This is a genomic window from Erwinia sp. PME.40.26/001, from assembly GCF_055556675.1.
Genome location: NZ_JBVHNP010000003.1, coordinates 362,404 through 381,707 on the forward strand (window position 1 = coordinate 362,404; position 19,304 = coordinate 381,707).

Annotated in this window: 16 protein-coding genes; 9 read left to right on the forward strand and 7 right to left on the reverse strand. The window is 55.7% G+C overall.

Annotated features, from left to right (window positions below):
• Positions 1 to 56 precede the first annotated feature (56 nt).
• Together ACZ3HG_RS12090 and ACZ3HG_RS12095 are read left to right on the forward strand one after the other, a co-directional pair.
• Positions 57 to 641: an HD domain-containing protein gene (locus tag ACZ3HG_RS12090; RefSeq protein ID WP_465332922.1), complete on the forward strand. Its 585-nt coding sequence runs from the start codon at positions 57 to 59 to the stop codon at positions 639 to 641.
• A 130-nt stretch (positions 642 to 771) separates the two neighbouring features.
• Positions 772 to 1,416, forward strand: coding sequence for a hypothetical protein (locus ACZ3HG_RS12095; RefSeq protein WP_465332923.1), 645 nt, complete (start codon positions 772 to 774; stop codon positions 1,414 to 1,416).
• Here ACZ3HG_RS12095 and ACZ3HG_RS12100 read toward each other — a convergent pair.
• Both ACZ3HG_RS12100 and ACZ3HG_RS12105 read right to left on the reverse strand, forming a co-directional pair.
• A complete protein-coding gene (locus ACZ3HG_RS12100) occupies positions 1,411 to 1,872 on the reverse strand; it encodes a CaiF/GrlA family transcriptional regulator (protein ID WP_465332924.1) in 462 nt (153 codons plus the stop codon). The genes ACZ3HG_RS12095 and ACZ3HG_RS12100 overlap by 6 nt on opposite strands.
• A gap of 67 nt (positions 1,873 to 1,939) precedes the next feature.
• A complete protein-coding gene (locus ACZ3HG_RS12105; protein ID WP_465332925.1) occupies positions 1,940 to 5,155 on the reverse strand; it encodes an autotransporter outer membrane beta-barrel domain-containing protein in 3,216 nt (1,071 codons plus the stop codon).
• Positions 5,156 to 6,006: 851 nt separating this feature from the next.
• On the opposite strand from ACZ3HG_RS12105, the gene ACZ3HG_RS12110 reads away from it, so the two are divergent.
• From ACZ3HG_RS12110 to ACZ3HG_RS12130, 5 genes are read left to right on the forward strand one after another with little or no spacing between them, the layout of a single operon-like run.
• Positions 6,007 to 7,110, forward strand: a complete 1,104-nt coding sequence (locus ACZ3HG_RS12110; RefSeq protein ID WP_465332926.1) for an ABC transporter ATP-binding protein — start codon at positions 6,007 to 6,009, stop codon at positions 7,108 to 7,110.
• 28 nt (positions 7,111 to 7,138) lie between these two features.
• Positions 7,139 to 8,419 carry an ABC transporter substrate-binding protein gene (locus ACZ3HG_RS12115; RefSeq protein WP_191934392.1) on the forward strand — a complete coding sequence of 427 codons (1,281 nt, stop codon included), beginning with the start codon at positions 7,139 to 7,141 and terminating at the stop codon, positions 8,417 to 8,419.
• A 10-nt stretch (positions 8,420 to 8,429) separates the two neighbouring features.
• The gene (locus ACZ3HG_RS12120) at positions 8,430 to 9,341 is read left to right on the forward strand and encodes a carbohydrate ABC transporter permease (protein ID WP_191934391.1); all 912 of its coding nucleotides are present in this window, start codon (positions 8,430 to 8,432) and stop codon (positions 9,339 to 9,341) included.
• A gap of 8 nt (positions 9,342 to 9,349) precedes the next feature.
• Complete coding sequence (locus ACZ3HG_RS12125) at positions 9,350 to 10,177, forward strand: carbohydrate ABC transporter permease (protein WP_162901001.1); 828 nt, start codon at positions 9,350 to 9,352, stop codon at positions 10,175 to 10,177.
• 12 nt (positions 10,178 to 10,189) lie between these two features.
• A complete protein-coding gene (locus tag ACZ3HG_RS12130; RefSeq protein WP_465332927.1) occupies positions 10,190 to 11,170 on the forward strand; it encodes a metallophosphoesterase in 981 nt (326 codons plus the stop codon).
• Between the two features lie 104 nt (positions 11,171 to 11,274).
• Here ACZ3HG_RS12130 and ACZ3HG_RS12135 read toward each other — a convergent pair whose 3' ends face one another.
• From ACZ3HG_RS12135 to ACZ3HG_RS12145, 3 genes are all read right to left on the reverse strand, one after another.
• Positions 11,275 to 11,955, reverse strand: coding sequence for an oligogalacturonate-specific porin KdgM family protein (locus ACZ3HG_RS12135; RefSeq protein ID WP_062743984.1), 681 nt, complete (start codon positions 11,953 to 11,955; stop codon positions 11,275 to 11,277).
• A gap of 43 nt (positions 11,956 to 11,998) precedes the next feature.
• Positions 11,999 to 14,041 (reverse strand): right-handed parallel beta-helix repeat-containing protein, encoded by a 2,043-nt coding sequence (locus tag ACZ3HG_RS12140; protein WP_465332928.1) that lies wholly within the window; start codon positions 14,039 to 14,041, stop codon positions 11,999 to 12,001.
• A gap of 85 nt (positions 14,042 to 14,126) precedes the next feature.
• Positions 14,127 to 15,701 carry an MFS transporter gene (locus tag ACZ3HG_RS12145; RefSeq protein WP_062743988.1) on the reverse strand — a complete coding sequence of 525 codons (1,575 nt, stop codon included), beginning with the start codon at positions 15,699 to 15,701 and terminating at the stop codon, positions 14,127 to 14,129.
• A 514-nt stretch (positions 15,702 to 16,215) separates the two neighbouring features.
• Between ACZ3HG_RS12145 and ACZ3HG_RS12150 the strand changes: the two genes are divergently transcribed.
• Positions 16,216 to 17,397 (forward strand): oligogalacturonate lyase family protein, encoded by a 1,182-nt coding sequence (locus tag ACZ3HG_RS12150; protein WP_191934387.1) that lies wholly within the window; start codon positions 16,216 to 16,218, stop codon positions 17,395 to 17,397.
• Between the two features lie 3 nt (positions 17,398 to 17,400).
• Positions 17,401 to 17,721: a cupin domain-containing protein gene (locus ACZ3HG_RS12155; RefSeq protein WP_191934386.1), complete on the forward strand. Its 321-nt coding sequence runs from the start codon at positions 17,401 to 17,403 to the stop codon at positions 17,719 to 17,721.
• Positions 17,722 to 17,787: 66 nt separating this feature from the next.
• Here ACZ3HG_RS12155 and ACZ3HG_RS12160 read toward each other — a convergent pair whose 3' ends face one another.
• Together ACZ3HG_RS12160 and kduD are read right to left on the reverse strand one after the other, a co-directional pair.
• Positions 17,788 to 18,426: an RpiB/LacA/LacB family sugar-phosphate isomerase gene (locus tag ACZ3HG_RS12160; protein ID WP_062743994.1), complete on the reverse strand. Its 639-nt coding sequence runs from the start codon at positions 18,424 to 18,426 to the stop codon at positions 17,788 to 17,790.
• Between the two features lie 58 nt (positions 18,427 to 18,484).
• Entirely contained in the window at positions 18,485 to 19,246 is a 762-nt protein-coding gene (kduD, locus tag ACZ3HG_RS12165) for a 2-dehydro-3-deoxy-D-gluconate 5-dehydrogenase KduD (RefSeq protein WP_062743996.1), read from the reverse strand.
• Positions 19,247 to 19,304 lie beyond the last annotated feature (58 nt).

Sequence of the window (19,304 nt, forward strand, 5' to 3'; positions counted from 1 at the left end):
CAATATAAATAGTGCGCTATATATTTGCAAGCAACTTTATTATCAGGGAGTGTAATATGCAGACACTGGAAGAACAGGCACAGCGCTACGCCAGCAAAGCCCATGCAGAAGCCGGGCAGCGACGAAAGTATACCGATGAACCCTATATAGTGCATCCGGCCGCCGTGGCTGAACTGGTGCGCAGCGTCAGTGACGATGAAGAGATGCTGGCCGCCGCGTGGCTGCACGACACCGTGGAAGACACCCCCAGCACGCTGGAGGATATCCGTACCCACTTCGGCGACCGGGTTGCTTCGCTGGTAGAAATGCTGACCAACAAAGGTGCCAGCGCCGGGCAGAACCGTACGGCACGCAAGGTGGCGCATTTCCGCCACACCCAGCAGGCCTCAGCCGATGCGCAGACTATTAAGCTGGCAGACATCATCGACAACACGCGATCCATCATTCATTTCGATCCCCATTTTGCACGGGTGTATCTGATAGAAAAACGAATACAAATTCGCCTGCTGACCGATGGCAATGCAACCCTGCACCAGATGGCAGACCAGGTCATTGAACAGGGGATCGCGCAGCTCCACCAGGCACCCTGGCATGTCACCCCCGAGTGGTTTGAAAAACAGGAAAATAAATACCAACTATAACAATGAGTTAAATTAAAAAATCGTGCGATACATGACATTATGTGCGGTGGCCACGACAACCGCATAAAATGGCTAGTTCTGTCAGTTAACATCCCTATCATTGCCCCCCAATTGATCACTGGGAGGCAATATGTCTACTGACTTAACCATAATAAAAAATAAAACATTCGCATTTTTAGGGTCTGCCCTGTTCCTCAGTATGATGATGGGGCTGGTATTTATTGATGTGGTGTGGATGAACAATGCCGTCCACGAAACCTCATTCACGGAAATCGCTCAGGAAGCCATGCTGGCGGCTATTGCACTGATGTTCTTTCACCGTGCCTGGCGTTCCCCGCTACAGCGCCCGGTGATGGTGCTGGTCGGCGGTTTCTTCAGCTGCATGTTGATCCGCGAGCTGGATTTTTTGTTTGATAAGATCACGCACGGTAGCTGGTTCTGGTTTGCTCTGGCCTTAGCGCTGGCCTGCCTTGCGCTGGCACTGCGGGATGCGCGCGGCATCGTCCCGGGTCTGGCAGCCTTTATGACTCACCCGGCGTGGGGTCTGATGACGGCGGGAATGCTGACGATTCTGGTTTTCTCCCGCCTGTTCGGTATGCACCAACTCTGGGAACATCTGATGCTGGAGGGCTATAACCGCACGGTGAAAAACATGGCTGAAGAAGGGAGTGAACTGCTGGGGTACTCACTGTGCCTGTTTGCCACCCTCAGTTACCTGTGGCAGGGAAAGCGCAACGTCAGGCGCTCACGGACCGCACCTGACACTACGTTATGATTTACCGGATATTGCGCGGCTGAGCAGCCAGCGCATGTCGTGACGACAGGTATTTTCACGCGGACGGCGCTTAGCACTGGCTTGATTTTGAGGGGTCTTTTTTCCGTTTTCAGGCGTTAAAAAGACCTGTTCAATAAGGATCTCATGACACAGATGACGTGAACCCTGCGCTTTAATTTTACGCGTCTGGCAATGAATAATCTCATTTTTACGGATAATGTAGGACATCAGGAAGGAAGCACGGCGTTCGGTGATCGCAAACGCGGCAGAGATTTGTTTGCGGTCTATCCATTTATGCTGACAGCGGCACCACAGCGCGATCAGGATATAAAGCGGCCTGTCGGCATATTCACTCAGCTCTTCAGGAATGAGCCCGCCATCATGGTTACTTTGTGAGACGGTTTTAACGAATTTCACTTGCTGCTTCTGTGCCGACGCTACGATCTTTTTCATCATATAGTTGCTATCCATAGCCGGAAAAACCCCCGCCTCAGACCAAAGGCGGGGGGAAATTAACAGACAATCACCAGGAGTAACTGACCCCTACGTTTGCCTGCCACGGGCGCTCAATGTCATCGCCTTTGGTATAATTGAAGCTGGCGAAACCACCGACATCCTTCATCAGTTTCACCTCGGCACCTGCCCCCACCTGAACCGCCGCACCATCAATGCTGTTGTTCATGGTGACGTTATTCAGCTTCACTTCATTGCTGTCAGCAAATTCGTTCAGACCCGCCAGGTGGAAATAAGGCTTGATGTAGCCCTGATTAATATCAAAGGTGTAACCCACGTCGGCACCAATCTCACCCTGCAGCGATTTGTAGTCATCACTGTTGACCACCATACCGTTGTTCATGGTGTAGTGGGCGCCATCAATTGTCCGACCGGTGGCTTTGATATAGGGTTCTGCGAAGTAACCGTTATCAGCCCAGGTGTAGCCCACGGTCATACCCAGACCGTAGCCGTTGCCCGAGAAATCAGAGCGTGAACGCTGGCCATCGAGCGTGCGGGCGTCGCCGCTGTTGCTGAAGTGGTCAAACTGCGCGGTGGTATCAACAAAGAGACCGTTGTCAAAATGACGGGACAGATAGAACTGCGCACCGTAGCTGTCCAGGTCGCCGCTGCTGTTCATTACGCTCATATCTGAACGTGCAGAAGAGAACGCCAGACCTGCTAACCAGCTGCCGCCATTTTTGGCATCAAACAGGTTATCCACACCCAGCATCACGCCGTTGGTATCCAGAGAGTAGCCTGCGCCTGCGCTGGTGGTATTTTTGCTCTTACCGCCAAAGTAAGAGAGCCAGACGCCACCATCGTCCATCGCGTGACGCGAGGCTTTCATATGTTGGGATAACGCTTCATTTTCCAGGCTGGCCACATTCACCTGAGATGCCGCCATACTTAACGCCGTCGCGGCGCTGTTTGACAGATGACCGTTATTTTTGAAGTACACGTTATGTTCGTTGTGCACTTTGTCATTTAACTGGTCGACTGCATCATACTGCCAGACACCCATTTCTGTGCGTCCGTAGAAGTGTGCATTGCTGCCGCTGGCCTGATAGTTAACAAAGCTGTGCGGGTTGTACTTGCTGGCCGCATTTTTGTCACCGCGATCGGCAATGTAGCCCTGTTTCACATAGGGTTCCACACCCGAGTTAGCGATAGCCAGCTTGTAGGTGCCCTGCGCAGATCCTTTCACCTGCATCGATCCGTAGGTGTACTCACCGCCCAGGTTCAGCAGCGGATCGGCCACAGCCTTGCCGATGTTAATCAGTGACGTCAGGTTGTTGCCCTTACTGTCTTTATCCTGCGTCAGGTTACCGTGTACCACAACGCGCGCTGCGCCAACATCTTCATAGCGGCCCCGGCCACCCAGTGTCGCATTGTCGGTTTCCATGTTGATCATGTTCAGCGTGGAAGCGGAGAGATTCAGATCGTGCACGTCGCTGATTGCCAGGCCGCCATCTGCCGTCGCTGCGGCATTCCATACGGAACCGTTAGTGACGTTGAAATCCGGATGACGGGACAGCACATCCGTCCCCCCCACAATGAAATCAGGCTGCGAGACAGAGGTAATGCCCGCCACGCGACCATTCAGGGTGCTGTGGTTGAGGTTAACGGTCGCTGGCGTCCAGGCGGCACCGGCGTTAGCCAGCAGCGTCTGATTAGCGCTGCTGACGGCATTTTTATAAATCGCCGTCGCCGAGCTTGAACCAATGATCACGTCATCGGTCAGCGTCACCGGCGCATCCGACGCCGTCACGTCAACCAGTTGAACGTAATATCCCGTCTGCCCAGAAGCCGTAATATCCCCATTAACCACACTGTTATTGGCGATATTCAGGGTGGTGCCGTTATGCTCACGGTTAAGCAGGCTGTTGTTAGCCACGGCCGCACCATTGGCGATGTAATGGCCGGTCTTGCTGTCCCGCACTACGGTCACGGTGACGGTCGGGCGATAGCCGTCATGATCCAACTGGACGTTACCGTTGAGCGTTGACTGATTCACATCAACACGGTTGGCATGGCCGGACAGGCTCAGGGCATTGCCGGCGTGGTTTACCCCACCGGAGAGGGTAGACTGGTTGGCAATAGAGACAAACAGGCCAGAACCGGTGATCGCCACTGCCGTAGAACGCTTATCGGCATAACGGTCGTAGGCATCATAATGATGACCACCGTTGTTGTTATCATCATGGCGCACGGCGGCGATGTTTTTGGCCGTAATCTGGGCATTATCCAGCACCACGTTGGCCGAGCTGGCGACCTGATGGGTCAACACGCCGGACGAGACAATCTGTCCGTCTTTATCAAACTGATGGTCGACGCTGCTGCTGTTGATGCTCAGGCCAGTGGCAAACGGACGCTCACTGTAATTGTGCTCATCACCGTGCTGGTCACCATTAGTTCCGGAAGCGCCCACGCGCACGGCGTCTTTATCCAGCGTGTTGTCGATGGTGGTATTTTTCATGACCAGCACATCGCGGGCACGCTGATTGCCGGTGTTCTCCTGCAGATTACCGTTCACGGCAACGGCCGCGGTAACATCATTCTGCAGGCTAACCACTTTCGAATAGATCGCCGCATTCAGCAGGCCAAACTCACCGCCCACGCTGGTTACCGGCTTGAGATATATATCCGCATTGCGGTCAAGCACCAGGGAGGAGGTCACGGTAAGAGGGATTTTATTGCCACTCTGATCCAGCACAAAGGTGTCATCTGCATTTTTCTTATACTGGATAACCCCCGCCGCATCACGCTGGTACAGCGTAACGGACTGCGTTTTCTGATATCGCTGATCGGCCGTGCCCATTTTCAGACCGTTAACAACGCCAACCGGCACCGAATAGCCGTTCTGGCTGACGGCATGGGCCTGGCGCTCACCGTGCAGTGCACGCTGATAGTCTTCATTGATCAGATAATGTACGTCGCCCTCGAGACTGGCCGCGCTGGCGTCCATGTAACCTTTATAACCGCTGCTGTTCAGCAGGGCTTCAAATCCCGGTGTGCGAGGGTTGATATTCACCCAGCGGGACCCGGTAAGCGTGTCGTTAACCACGGTCAGGTTATCGCCACCAATAAAGACTGAACCTCCGCCAGTGTACTGACCCTGGCCATTATGGCTCAGTGCGGTGATATCTTTTACGGCGGGCGTTACGCCGGCGGCGAAAGCAGCACTACTCATACCAACGACAACGGAGACCGTCAGTGCACTCAGCCTGAAACTGTTTTTTTTCATCACTGCAATTCCTTTTTATAAAAAACAATTAAGCAGTCACCTCACTGGCAGCTGCTTTTGCTCATCCATTTATTTAAAGCAAAGCCTTCCACACCAGAAATAATTGTTATTTCAGTGACAGGAAATGACGCAATATAATTTACGGGAATCGTTACACTGAGTCTTAATGGCCTCTTTAAATGAGATAGAGTGCGAAGAAGTCTGTGGATTGCAGGTAATTAATGTAAAGTAACAATAAATTATCATATCGATAAATTTTATTAATCGATAAGACTATTCACTAACAGAAGAAACAGTCGCATAAAACCACACTAAGTCCATGATTAAAAATAAGTAAAAAAAATTAACCACCCTAACAAGGGCAGGAAAAAGTATCGAAAAACACATAAAAATGATAAAATAGTCGAAAAAAATATGCTTTTTTAGTTATCTCCGCTAATTTCAACATTAGTATAACCTGAGCTTTCCGGCTTATTCAGCACTAATGGCAAAAGCATGAAAAAATATGCACAACAGTCATATTTATTATCAGAATAAGTAATAAAACGCGCTATTTACCCTAAACCCCCCTTTTGAGATGGAATAATCTCCACGCATCCTTAACGTTTAAAGATCTATTTAACGCACTAAAAAAAATATGGTAATTATATTTTTACCGCACCAGGTAAAAAATGATTATTTATTCATACCAGTAATAAAAAATAGAAAATCCGGCCGTTTCCCGCCGTCTGACCCGCCATCCGGTCAGGCCTGACGCCCCCTGTCTTACAAGCGTCATCCGTCGTTAATAAAAACGTCATTCCGCCCCGCTAGCGTAAGGCCACTTATTATTGCAAAGATGCACAGCGGGTATGAGCTATCTCTCTCTTCACCACATTTACAAAGCCTGGGGCAGCAAAACCGCGCTCAACGACATCAGCTTCGAGGTGGCAGAAGGCGATTTTATCGCACTCCTCGGGCCTTCCGGCTGTGGCAAGTCGACCCTGTTGCGTACCATCGCCGGACTGGAGTCTGCCGACAGTGGCGCTATCTGCTTTCAGCAGACCGATGTCACCGCCCTGCCGCCATCGCAGCGTAAGCTGTCGATGGTGTTCCAGTCTTATGCGCTCTTCCCCCACCTCAGCGTGCGGGAAAATCTGCTGTTTGGCCTGCGCGCCCGTGGCGAAGACAAGCGTCATTTCCCCGCGCGTCTGGAGGAAGTCAGCCGCCTGATGGAGCTGGAACCCCTGCTTGACCGGCTGCCGTCCCAGCTGTCCGGCGGACAGCAGCAGCGCGTGGCGCTGGGCCGTGCGGTGATCGCCAATAATAAACTGTGTCTGATGGATGAGCCGCTCTCTAACCTCGACGCCAAGCTGCGCCAGAGCATGCGCCGCGAAATTCGCGCCATACAGAAGAAGCTCGGCCTGACGATGCTGTACGTCACTCACGATCAAACCGAGGCCATGAGCATGGCCGATAAGATTATTTTGCTGAACGACGGCGCTATCGAACAGCACGACACCCCGGATAATCTTTACAACAACCCCGCCAGCATTTTTGCCGCACAGTTTATTGGCGCACCGCCGATGAATATCATTCCGCTGCGGCGCGAGGGCCAGCACCATTACCTGGGAGAGATGCCGATCCCGGTGGTGGAACACCGCCATGAAGCCGCCCTGAGCCTGGGGCTGCGCGCGGAAGATATTCAGCTGACCGCTGCCGACCGTGCGGCGCTCACCGCCCGGGTCATCAGCTATGAATATATGGGGGCCGACACCCTGCTGGTATGTCAGATCGCCGCCTGCCGCGAGCCAATCACCGTCAAAGTCGCCGGCATGAGGCGCTTCAGTGAACACAGCCTGGTCGGGCTGCAGTGGTCAGCCTCCCGACACTATTTCTTCGTCACCGCCAGCGGCAAACGCTGCTACGGTGCGGAACACACCGCTTTACCGTCAGAACAAAAATATGCTGTTTAATCATTATTTTATCGCCTAAGGGAAAATCATGTCTCCAGTTCGCCATGTCTCACGCCTGACCTCTGCCCTGCTGCTGTGCGCTGCTTCATCAGCCTTCGCCGCCGATCCGGTGAAACTGCAGATGTACTACCCGATCGCCGTAGGCGGCAAAGTCAGCCATACCGTCGATACCCTGGTCGCCGATTTTGAAAAACTGCACCCGGACGTCAGCATCCAGCCGGTGTATACCGGGGATTATGCCACCACGGTAACCAAAGCCCTGACTGCGTTTCGCGGCGGCAACGCCCCGCAGATGGCGGTGATCGGTGACATTGAAGCCTATTCTCTGATTGACGCCGGTGCCATCAGTGCCGCCAGCGATCTGGCGAATGATGATGAGGGTAAAAAGTGGATCGACAGCTTTTATCCGGCCTTCCTCCGTCATATCGACGGTAAGGTGTGGGGCATCCCTTTTCAGCGTTCCACGGTGGTGATGTACTGGAACAAACAGGCATTTGAAAAAGCGGGCCTCGACGGCAATACGCCGCCTGCCAGCTGGCAGCAGGTGGTCGACTTCGGGAAAAAACTGGTGGTGAAAGACGAGAAAGGCGTGAGCCAGTGGGGTATTGAGATCCCGTCCACGCCGAACGGCTACTGGAACTTCCAGGGACTGGCGGCCACCAACGGTGGCCGTCTGGATAATGGCAAAGGCACCGCCGTGACCTTCGACACGCCAGCTAACATTGAAACCCTGCAGTGGCTGACCGACCTGGGGCAGAAAGAGGGCGTATCCCCTAAAGGTGCTATCGCCTGGAGCACCACCCCACAGGACTTTATCAGCGGCAAAACGGCCATGATGGTTACCACCACCGGTAATCTGACCACCGTACGTGAAAATGCGAAGTTCCCGTTTGGCGTCGCCATGCTGCCAGAGAAAACGCAGCGCGGCAGCCCGACCGGCGGCGGCAACCTTTACGTGTTTAAAAACGCCAGCCCGGAACAGCAGAAAGCCGCCATGGCCTTTATCCGCTGGGTGTCCGCACCGGAACAGGCAGCACGCTGGAGTATCGCAACGGGTTACGTAGCCACCTCCCCGGCAGCATGGGATACCGCCGTGATGCAGGATTACGTGAAGCAGGTACCGCAGGCCCTGGTAGCACGTGAGCAGCTCAAATACTCCCAGCCCGAGCTGTCGACCTATAACAGCGTACAGATTCAGGAAGCCCTGAACCATGCGATCGAAGCGGCCGTCACCCAGGAGAAAACCCCTGAGCAGGCACTGAAATCGGCGCAGAAGCAGGCCGACCGCCTGCTGAAACCTTACCAGTAACGGGCACAAGATGAGCACGTTTCATATCGCCGCCCCTGCCGCACGTCAGCGCGGCCTGTCGCTGCAGATTTACGGTTATCTGCTGCTGCTACCGGCGCTGGGTTTTCTCCTGACGTTTACCCATTACCCGGCCGTGGCGACGATGTGGGAGAGCCTGTTTTCTGCCGCACGCAACGGTCATCCGGCCCATTTTGTCGGGCTGGATAACTATGCCGCGCTGCTGGATGACGACATCTTTATGCTGTCACTGCGCAATAACCTGCTGTACGCAGCAGTCACCATTCCGCTGGCGGTGGGGCTGGCGCTGCTGATGGCGCTGGCGGTTAATCGCCGCCTGCGCGGCAGTGCGCTGACCCGCGCCGCCTTTTTCATTCCGTCGCTGCTGCCGATGATTGCCATCGCCAATCTGTGGCTGTTTTTCTACACGCCGCAGCTCGGCCTGCTGAATCAGCTGCTGGCGCTGTTTTCGCTGCCGCCCGTCAACTGGCTGGGCGATCCTGACAGCGCACTCTGGAGCCTGATGGCGGTGTCCGTCTGGCGTGAGGCCGGATTCTTTATGATCTTCTATCTGGCGGCGCTGCAGCAGATTGACCCGCGTCTGAGCGAGGCGGCAGAGATTGAGGGGGCGTCCCGCCGCTACTTCTTCCGCCGCGTGCAGTGGCCACTGCTGATGCCGACTACGCTGTTTATTCTGATCAATGCCTCGATGAACGCCTTCCGCATCGTCGATCAGGTGATCGCCATGACCAACGGCGGGCCCAATAACAGCAGCAGCCTGCTGCTGTTTTACATCTACCGCACCGCCTTTAGCTTTTGGGATTTACCGGCCGCCTCCGCGATGACCGTGGTATTGCTGGTTATCCTCGGCGCGGTGGCTCTCATCAAATTCCACCTGCTGGATAAGCGAGCCCACTACCAATGAGCCTGACGATGATACGTCCTGCACGCCCGTTTTCCGTGGGCCGCCTGTGCCTGAACCTGGCGATCTGGCTGGCGGCGCTGCTGTGGTTTTTACCCATTCTGGTGGCTATCTGGGTGGCGGTTCACCCGGCGTCCGACCAGGGCACCTTTATCCTGTTTTCACCGCTGACGGCGCAGAACTTTATTGACGCCTGGCATGCCGCCCCGTTTGCCCGCTACTTCCTCAACACCACGCTGCTGGTGCTGATGATTGTTATCTGTCAGCTGGTGCTGGCCACCATGGCGGCCTATGCGCTGGTGAGGTTCCGGCTGAAATTTTCCGGGCTGCTGTTTGCATTGATCCTGCTGCAGCTGATGATCAGCCCCGATGTCCTGATCCTCAGTAACTACAAAACCGTGGGCGCACTGGGCCTGCGCGACAGCCTGTGGGGAATTGCGCTGCCTTACCTCGCCTCGGCATTTGCCATCTTTCTGCTGCGCCAGACCTTTAAAAGCATCCCGCTGGTGCTGGAAGAGGCGGCCATTGTTGAAGGTGCCAGCCGCTGGACTATCTTGCGTCGTATTTATGTGCCGCTGGCAAAGCCGGTGTACATCGCCTTTGCCCTGGTGTCGATCAGCTTCCACTGGAATGATTTCCTCTGGCCGCTGGTGATCACCGACTCGGTCAGCGTGCGGCCGATTACCGTCGGGCTTCAGCTTTTCTCTGCGCCGGAGCAGGGCGTGCAGTGGGCGCTGGTGGGTGCAGCAACGCTGATGACCTCGTTACCGCTGCTGGTGCTGTTTCTGGTCTTCCAGCGTCAGTTTGTTCAGTCTTTTATGCGTGCCGGTATCCGCTAACGGAGTTTCATCATGTCCTTTGACACCCTGCCTCACCCCCTTTCTGACCTGCAACGCCAGGCGCTGGGCGCAGCCGCCATGATGTACCAGCCGCCCCGGATGCGCGCCACGCATCCGGCCGATCGCACGCTGCGCTTTGGGCTGATGGCCGACCCGCAGTACGCCGACGTTGATGCCGACGTGCCGAAAAATCTCTACTACCGCCACGCCCTGCACAAGCTGCCGAAGGCGATCGCCGCCCTTAACCGACAGCCACTCGATTTTGTCGTCACCCTGGGCGACATGGTGGATCGCCACTGGCCAAGCTATCAGGCGCTGCTGCCGCTGTATGAAACGCTGCATCACCCCCATGCGATGGTGATCGGCAACCATGACGCACAGGTCATTTCCGACCGCCTGACGTCGGCACACACGCCCCCCGCCGGTTTACCCAAAAGCTATTATCAGTTTCGCCTGGCGGGCTACCGCTTTATTATTTTCGACGGTAACGACATCAGCCTGTACTGCAATCAGGGTAACGGCGGCGACCGTCTGCAGGCGAAGGCCATGCTGGCCGATCTGATCGCACGTCAGCAGCCGCAGGGCCAGCTGTGGAATGGTGCCGTAGGCAGCGCCCAGTTTGCCTGGATTGAAGAGCAGCTGAAACAGGCCCGGCTGCTGGGAGAAACGGTGGTGGTGTTCGGCCACTATCCGCTGGCCCCGCACACCGGGCATATTCTGTGGAACGGCGGCGAGCTGGCCGAGCTGCTGTGCCGCTATCAGGTACGTGCCTGCTTTACCGGGCACGACCATCGCGGCGGCTACGTGCGGCGTGAGAATACCGACTTTATCACCATGAAAGGGATGCTCGACGGCGCGGAAGACGTGCCGTTTGCGGTGGTGGAGCTGCTGGATGGGGTGCTGACGGTGCGGGGATATGGCAGCGAAATCAGCCGGATACTGACTGCAGACACTCACGAATCTGACGCTTTCTCATCAAGTCCGGCGGACTAACCGGTCTTATCCCATCGGTCTGCCGCGCCGGGCGCTGATCGGCACATGACAAAACCGCCCGCAGGGTCGTCCGGCGGGCGGTATATGGCGCAGGTTAAGCCGCCTTAAAAGTTATACTGAATGCCCACGCGCAGCCGCGTCTGCCGGTCATCTGCCGTTTTCCTGACGGAGACATCGCCCACCTGCACATACGGCGTCCACTGCTTGTTAATGTTATAGGCGACTTTCAAATCCTGCTCGTAATCCCATTTGTCGTTGTCATACAACACCTGATCGCTGTGCTTATAAATATAGTTATATTCAAAGCGCCAGTCGGCCAGACGATAGCCCAGCCAGAACTCACCCCGGTTGGTTTTCTTATCGTCGGTATTTTCTTTGGTGTAGCGCGTATATTCATAGCGATAGCGCACGTTAAAATAAATCCCGCTATCAAACTGGTAACCGGTGGTTAAAAACGGCTTATAGATGCTGCTGTCAGAGCTGGATTCCAGCGTAAACCCTGGCTGCAGAAACCAGGCGGGCGTCACTTTGTACTGATAACTGACGGTACTTTCCGTTCCGTTATCCACCAGATTATTAAAGGCTTTATTCGAATTATCTCCGCCTGATTTCCACTTTGCCTCCAGCGAGAAACCCAGGCCGTTAGCAAAACGGTGCGACACCATGGCGCGGTCTTTATGTTGTTTACTGTCATCCAGCCACTCGTGGCGAAGATCGATTGTCACAGCCTGACTGCCGGCGCTGGCCAGCAGCAGACCGCAGAGCAGCAGTCTGTTATTTTTCATTATGTCATCCCAGAGAATATTGATATTTTTTTAGAACTTCGTGTTAATTACTCATATAAAAATCATTGCCGGCAGCGATATTGCCGCTGACCACATCCGGATATTTTCCCGGTGTCGTCCGCTGCGAGATATTGCCGCGAAAGTGCCCCTGCTGATCCGGCGTGACATAAGGTGACGGGCGGAACAGGAAGTTAAAGCGCCGGTTATCCCGCGCGCGGTTCCCCTCAACCACCAGCGCGCCGGGGTTAAAGTTATCGCTGAAGCCGTCCATGCCGTTTTCTTCTGCCAGGCTGTTGCGTACCGTATGCGCCACCGGCAGGCCTTCGCCCCCCAGCTTGAAACCGTTGCTGCCGTTATGCGCGGAGCGGCTGTTTTCGATGGTGACGCTACCGTTCGGGCCGTCTTCGATCTTATTGAACAGGTCGAAACCGTCGTCGATGTTGTCGTGCGCGTAACAGTTCACCAGCCGGTTGCCTTCGCCCACGCGCATTTTCACCGCAAAGCCGTCGGCATTTTTCCGCCCCGGATCCTGATTGCCCCAGGATTCCGAATGACTAATCAGGTTATGGCTGGCCCACAGGGCACGGCCAATCCCCTCCGGCGAGGCGACCCAGATGCCGGTATCGTCGGCGTGATGGGCGCGAACGCGATCGATATGGTTATAACTGCCGGCAATATGAAAACTTTTCTCCGTCACGGTGATGTCCTGTACCTGCCAGTAGCTGCCGTCGAGCTTCAGCCCGTGAAACACCACACTGCCGCCCTGTGGACGCAGGGTTTTCGGCTGTTTTTCGGTGCCGCTGGCGGTGGCCGGTATCACGCTGGCCGGGTAGTCACCGTCCGCCAGCCACAGGGTGCCCCCCGGGGCTAACAGATTCACCGCGCTGGCAACGTCCAGCGGGTGCTGCGGTGAGCCGTCATTGCCCGCCACGCCCTGCGCTGAAGCGTACAGCACCAGCGGATTGCTCACCTTCGCCAGGCGAACCGGCAGGATCTGCGTCAGGACCGGGCCGCTGTCCGGAGTGAACGTCACCGTCAGCTCGCTGCCGCCCACCGTGGCCTGTACCGGCACCGTCACCACCTGCCCGCCGTGTACCGTCTGGCTGAGCAGCGCGTTACCGCCCTGTGCAACCGCAATCTGGCCGTTACCGTTGGTGCGCAGCTGGAAAAGGCTGGGGGACCGGGTGAGCACCGGTGATGACATCACTTCAATGCGCGGCTGCAGAGCCGGTGGCACATAGGGGATGCCGGGCTGCGGGTGTGCTTCACTGAGGGTCAGCGAGGCCTGATTGACCGTAAGACGGGCATTGCGCGCGGCGAAAAAGCCGACGTAGTAACCGGCTTTATCCAGCTGCGTGATGCGGTCTGCACCTGCCACCGTTTTACGGATCCATGCGCTGCTGCCCTGCGGGGCATACGCCACCTCAAAGCCGGCATCCGTGCGGCTCAGGCGCAGTGAAAAATGTTGCGGGCTGGCCAGCGGCTGATACGGCTCACGCACGATGCCAATGCCGGTATTGCCCCAGGGCTGCTGCACGCCCTGCCGGGCCACCAGCGCCACCACTGGCGGCTTATCACCGACGGCCATCACCGTGTTCATCACCATATTCGACGCGGCCGGAAGCTCTTCATTACCGGGTATAACCTCCGGGGAGCGTGCCGGCCCGAGGATATCGCGCACCAGCAGGCCAGCGCCCTCCTGTCCGGCCGGTCTGGCACCGTTTTCCGGGCCAAACTGGTTAAGCGTCACGTCCGCGTCCAGCTGGAAGTTGGCATCCGCCGGCAGGCGCGTGTAGTAATACGTCAGCCCGTCATGGCTGTTGCCGACCTTGCCACCCCGGCTTTCCAGCGTAAAGGGGACACTCAGCGCACTGCCTGCCGGCGGGACGGGATCGCCACCAGCCAGACGGGTTTCATTGCGGCCAATTTTTTCCGCCAGCACGTTGGTGGCGAAATTGACGTCGGTCGACTGACCGAAGGTGATGCTGTGCCAGACCAGCCGGCTGCTGTCCGGCAGGGCAGCGGCGGCGAGCGTACTCAGCCCGAGGGTTAACGTGACGATACACAGTTGACGTTCCCAGTTCATGGTTCCCATCCTCAATGCGCAGGGGGCCGCTGGCCGGTTTCCCGGCCAGTCGGAGAGTCAGTAAAGGGTTGGTAAAAACGAAAGATTACGGGTGCTGCGTGCGGCTCACCAGCGATTCAGGTTTTGCCACGGGGAGCACCTCAACGGCGGGCGTATCAAAGATTTTGCGGCACACTTTACTGTTACCCCAGCACTCTTCATACGGGTAGCCGATCAGCTCTTCCATCACCGCACGCACCTCGGGCTGCACGTGGCCAATCAGGCCACCGGCCTTGATCCTGGCGACTTCACCCAGCACGACCAGGTGCGTTTTGCGGTTCAGCTTCATCTGATGGCTGAAGACCATGGCCATCAGCGCCAGTGCAATCACGCCCACGCAGAACACCAGAGCGATCGCCGTAACGGCGCTTTCCGGCTGCGTCTGCGATTTAGACTGGAAGCCATAGAAGCTGAGGATGGCACCCATGGCGAAAACAATCACCGAGCGCATCAGTTTGCCGGAGAAAGTCATCGCCCCGGCGTAGATGCCTTCACGACGACGGCCGGTAAAGGCTTCATCGATATCCGCCAGGAAGGTGTAGACCGTCCACGGGATGTAGTACACGCCGCCCGTACCGATGCCGAATACCACGGTGATGGCCAGCATCGCCGCCGTCGCGTACTGCTGCGGCAGGTGCAGGAAGTGCAGCAGGCTGTAACACACCACCGAGAACACCACGATACTCAGTGCCAGAATGTACGGCTTGCTGAAGCCGTGCTTCACGCAGATACCGATAAAGATGGCGGTGGAGAAGAGCTGTAACAGGGAGTTAAGACTGCTTAATCCCGCCACCATGGCCGGATCGTACTGCAGCACAAAGATAATGAAGTAGGTGAAGACTGAAGCAAACAGCCACTCCGCGCCAAACCCGCACAGGTACATGCCCAGGTGCTTGCGGAACACGCGCAGATGGAAGGTCGACTTCATATCGCGCACCAGCGTCACCATGGTTTTCGCCAGCGTCATTTTCTTCTCATCAACCGGGGTGGTCTCTTCCACCGGGCGTTCCCAGGAGGAGATATACAGCATGATCATCGCCACGCATAAAATCACCCCGTAAGTCAGCGCGGTAAAGAAGAACGGCTCTGCCGACTCTTTACCGTAGATCAGGATGAACTGGCCGGGGATAAATGCCGCGAGGAAGTTCGCCACTTTACCGAAAATCGCCTTGTACCCGGTCAGCTTCGATCGGGCTGAGAAGTCGGTGGTCATCTCGGTGGCGAGGGTTTCGTAAGGGACCATCACCGAGGTGTAGATCAGTTCAAACAGCACATAGGTTGAAAGGTAGTACCAGAAGCCGAAGCCCTCCACCCACAGCAGCGGGTAGACCATCATCAGCGGGATGCCGAGTAAGATAAAGAAACGGCGGCGGCCAAAGCGTTTGCCGAGCCGCGTTTTGCCAAAGTTATCCGAGAGATAGCCCATCAGCGGGTTGCTGATGGCATCGATGATGCTGGCAACGGAAAAGATCGCCGAAGCCTGTAACAGCGTCAGCCCACAAAAGGTAGTATAGAAATAGAGTAACCAGATACCGGCTATCGCCAGCGCCCCGCTACCGAGTAAATTACCACCGCCGTATGCCAGCTGATGTCTGAAGAGAATTGGTTTTTCTGCGTTCATGTGAGCCCCGCCCAGAGAGATTTTATAAAAATGAACCGTTGTTTTATTTTTATAGATACGGTGTTTTATATAGATCTCCCGGCGGAATAGATGTGAATTAACTCACAGTTAAAACAGCAGCCGGTGATTTCTCAGACAGATTTGCGATACGTGTAGCATTCTTAATAGTAAAGCGTCCCTTTTACCCCCTCTTTATTCCTTATCGCCTGATAAAAAACGGCAAATACCGTACTATTTTTTGCCACAATACAGACACTTAAAAGCAACAAGCCGTGCAGCGTAAGTCAGTGTAAGCAACAGGCACAAAGGACAAAAAACACTTTCTATGGGGCAGTTAAGCCTGCGTTCCTGAAGAATAAGGCGCTGTTTTGTGATCCGCATAGCATTTCTGTCAGCCACTCCCGCTGTTTCACTCATCACAGTGATAATCTGTTTTCATATTTATGAAACAGCATTTCATTTTAATAAATTTATCCTTCAGGGGTAATACCCCTTGCTACCGATGGAGTGAATCATGGCTAAAGGCTCTCAGATCTCATTCAACTTCCACACCGTTCAGGATGCGCAGACCGGCGCACGTGTCACGCGCTTAACGCCGCCTGACGTGCTGTGCCACCGCAACTACTTCTATCAGAAATGCTTTACGCGCGACGGCAGCCAGCTGCTGTTTGCCGGGGAGTTTGACGGTCACCGCAACTATTATCTGCTCGACCTGGGCACACAGCAGGCCGTGCAGCTTACCGAAGGCCCTGGGGATAACACCTTTGGCGGTTTCCTTTCCCCGGATGACCAGTACCTGTATTACGTAAAAAATGAACGCCTGCTGCAGCGCGTCACGCTGGCCGACTTCAGCGAAAAAACGGTTTATCAGGTGCCGGAAGCCTGGGTCGGCTATGGTACCTGGGTCGCCAACAGCGAATGCTCAAGCCTGGTGGGGATTGAGATCGACCGCAGGGACTGGACGCCGCTCTCTGACTGGAAAATTTTCCAGACGTTCTACCACAGTAACCCGCGCTGCCGCCTGCTGCGCATCGACCTGCACAGCGGCCAGTCACACGTTATCCACGAGAAAAACGAATGGCTGGGCCACCCGATCTACCGGCCGTTTGACGACAGTACCGTGGCGTTCTGCCACGAAGGCCCGCACGATCTGGTGGACGCCAGAATGTGGCTGGTGAATGAAGACGGCAGCAACGTGCGGAAAGTGAAGGAACACGCCCCGGGGGAAAGTTGCACCCACGAGTTCTGGGTGCCGGACGGCTCCGCGCTCATTTATGTTTCCTACCTGAAGGGTCAGCACGACCGCCATATCCGCCGCTTTGACCCACAGACAGGTGAAGACGTCAGCCTGATGACCATGCCTGCCTGCTCACATTTGATGAGCAATGATAACGGCACGCTGCTGGTCGGTGACGGATCCGGAACCCCGGTGGACGTGAAAGACACCGCCAGCCACACGATTGAGAATGACCCGTGGCTGTACCTGTTCGACGCGCGCACGCGGAAATACGCGCCGCTGGCTGCACATAACAGTTCCTGGCAGGTGCTGGACGGTGACCGGCAGGTGACCCATCCGCACCCCTCTTTCTCGCCAGACGATCGTCACGTGCTGTTCACCACCGATTATGAAGGACAGCCCGCGCTCTATCTTGCCGAGATCCCGGACGCGCTTCGCCACTCATTACAGAAGGATTAACCCGTGTTTATTTACAGACAGGACAGACCCCTGCAGGATTTAGGCGACGGCGTCAGCCGTCGCGTACTGGCACACGGCGGCAGCATGATGGCGGTAGAGGTCAGCTTTGAGACCGGAGCCGTCGGCCCGCTGCACCATCACGTCCACGAACAGCTGACCTATGTGCTGTCCGGCCGCTTTCGCTTTACCATCGGTGACGAAACCCACGAGGTGACCGCCGGCGACACGCTGTACAAAAAGCCGGACATCATTCACGGCTGCGTCTGCCTGGAGAAAGGTGTGCTGCTGGATACGTTCACCCCACAGCGCCAGGATTTTTTGTAATTTATCCGGCATAAAAAAACCGGTGCTCACAGAGCACCGGTTTTTTATTGGGCGAAAAGGAAAAAATTACGCGAGGATTTCACGCACAAAGTTTTCGATCTCTTTGTTCTGACTGTTTTCGAAGAAGCATTTCTGGAAGCGTTCGCCCGAAACCGCGGTTTTCACCAGCTCTTTATCAATGGCGCGTAGCGTATCCAGGTAGTTTTCTTTGACGATCGCCGCCTTCACCTGATTGAGAATGCCCGCATTGCGTACCTGCGGCTCTTTACGCTCCGCCGGGTAGCCCTGACCTTTCTCACCCGCAAAGGCCTTTTCGAAGATAAAGCGCACGTTCAGCTCGGCACCCCAGCCAAAGCCTTTAGCGAACGGCAGCGACAGCGCATTGCCGTTGTTGATCTGGGCAAACAGGAACGCATCTGCCGGATCAATGCAGTAACCACAGATCACACCCGGGTGCAGGTTGAGCGACATCAGCGCACCCTGACCGGTGCCGCAGCCAGCGACCACAAAATCCACTGCCTTCGAGTTCAGCAGAATGCTGGCCATGATCCCCAGATGGATATAGGTCAGGTGGTGATCCTGCTCGTCAGACATGCCGACGTTATACACCGGGTACTCTTTCTCCCCGGCGACCGCGTTCAGTTCTTTCAGGATAATCGCGTTTTTTGCCGCCTGGCTGTTTTCCATCATCAGTGCAATTTTCATATTCGTCATCCTCTTGTGTGCGGCAGGCTTACCTGCCGCAGGTCAGTAAACAGGGAAATTAACGGGCCAGCCAGCCGCCGTCGACGGCAAGGGTGTAGCCATTAACATAGTCAGATGCCGGGGAAGAGAGAAACACCACCGGCCCCATCAGGTCGGCTGGCAGGCCCCAGCGCCCGGCCGGAATGCGGCCAAGGATCTCTTCACTGCGCGCTTCATCCGCCCGCAGCTGCTGAGTGTTGTTGGTGGCCATATAACCGGGCGCTATCGCGTTAACGTTGATCTTGTGCTGCGCCCATTCATTAGCCAGCAGACGGGTTACGCCCATCACCGCACTTTTCGATGCGGTATACGAGGGAACGCGGATGCCGCCCTGATAAGAGAGCATCGACGCAATATTGATAATTTTCCCGCCCGTTCCCTGCGCGATAAACTGCTTCGCCACCGCCTGTGACATAAAGAACACCGACTTGATGTTCAGGTTCATCACGTCGTCCCAGTTCTTTTCGCTAAAGTCGATGGCGTCTTCCCGACGGATGATCCCGGCGTTATTGACCAGGATATCCAGGTGGCCCATCTCGGCGACCGCACGTTCCAGCAGACCCGGAATGACTTGGGTATCGCTAAGGTCAGCGGTCAGGCTGAGAAAACGACGCCCGGTGGCCGCGATGCGCTCAATGGTTTCCACCGGCTCAACAATATTAATGCCGACAATATCGCAGCCCGCTTCCGCCAGACCCAGCGCCATCCCCTGCCCCAGACCGGTATCACACCCGGTCACCACCGCCACTTTTCCCGCCAGGGAGAAATTATCCAAAATCATGGTGTTTCCTTGAGTTAACCCACATATTCAGGCGCTTTCCGTGACCCTGACAGGTGGC

Excerpts from the sequence above, each read along its gene's own strand:
- ACZ3HG_RS12140 (WP_465332928.1), bottom strand. The coding sequence starts at position 14,041 with ATGAACTGGGAACGTCAACTGTGTATCGTCACGTTAACCCTCGGGCTG.
- ACZ3HG_RS12130 (WP_465332927.1), top strand. The coding sequence starts at position 10,190 with ATGTCCTTTGACACCCTGCCTCACCCCCTTTCTGACCTGCAACGCCAG.
- ACZ3HG_RS12125 (WP_162901001.1), top strand. The coding sequence starts at position 9,350 with ATGATACGTCCTGCACGCCCGTTTTCCGTGGGCCGCCTGTGCCTGAAC.
- ACZ3HG_RS12120 (WP_191934391.1), top strand. The coding sequence starts at position 8,430 with ATGAGCACGTTTCATATCGCCGCCCCTGCCGCACGTCAGCGCGGCCTG.
- ACZ3HG_RS12105 (WP_465332925.1), bottom strand. The coding sequence starts at position 5,155 with ATGAAAAAAAACAGTTTCAGGCTGAGTGCACTGACGGTCTCCGTTGTC.
- ACZ3HG_RS12115 (WP_191934392.1), top strand. The coding sequence starts at position 7,139 with ATGTCTCCAGTTCGCCATGTCTCACGCCTGACCTCTGCCCTGCTGCTG.
- ACZ3HG_RS12100 (WP_465332924.1), bottom strand. The coding sequence starts at position 1,872 with ATGATGAAAAAGATCGTAGCGTCGGCACAGAAGCAGCAAGTGAAATTC.
- ACZ3HG_RS12160 (WP_062743994.1), bottom strand. The coding sequence starts at position 18,426 with ATGAAAATTGCACTGATGATGGAAAACAGCCAGGCGGCAAAAAACGCG.
- kduD (WP_062743996.1), bottom strand. The coding sequence starts at position 19,246 with ATGATTTTGGATAATTTCTCCCTGGCGGGAAAAGTGGCGGTGGTGACC.
- ACZ3HG_RS12110 (WP_465332926.1), top strand. The coding sequence starts at position 6,007 with ATGAGCTATCTCTCTCTTCACCACATTTACAAAGCCTGGGGCAGCAAA.
- ACZ3HG_RS12095 (WP_465332923.1), top strand. The coding sequence starts at position 772 with ATGTCTACTGACTTAACCATAATAAAAAATAAAACATTCGCATTTTTA.
- ACZ3HG_RS12090 (WP_465332922.1), top strand. The coding sequence starts at position 57 with ATGCAGACACTGGAAGAACAGGCACAGCGCTACGCCAGCAAAGCCCAT.
- ACZ3HG_RS12150 (WP_191934387.1), top strand. The coding sequence starts at position 16,216 with ATGGCTAAAGGCTCTCAGATCTCATTCAACTTCCACACCGTTCAGGAT.
- ACZ3HG_RS12145 (WP_062743988.1), bottom strand. The coding sequence starts at position 15,701 with ATGAACGCAGAAAAACCAATTCTCTTCAGACATCAGCTGGCATACGGC.
- ACZ3HG_RS12135 (WP_062743984.1), bottom strand. The coding sequence starts at position 11,955 with ATGAAAAATAACAGACTGCTGCTCTGCGGTCTGCTGCTGGCCAGCGCC.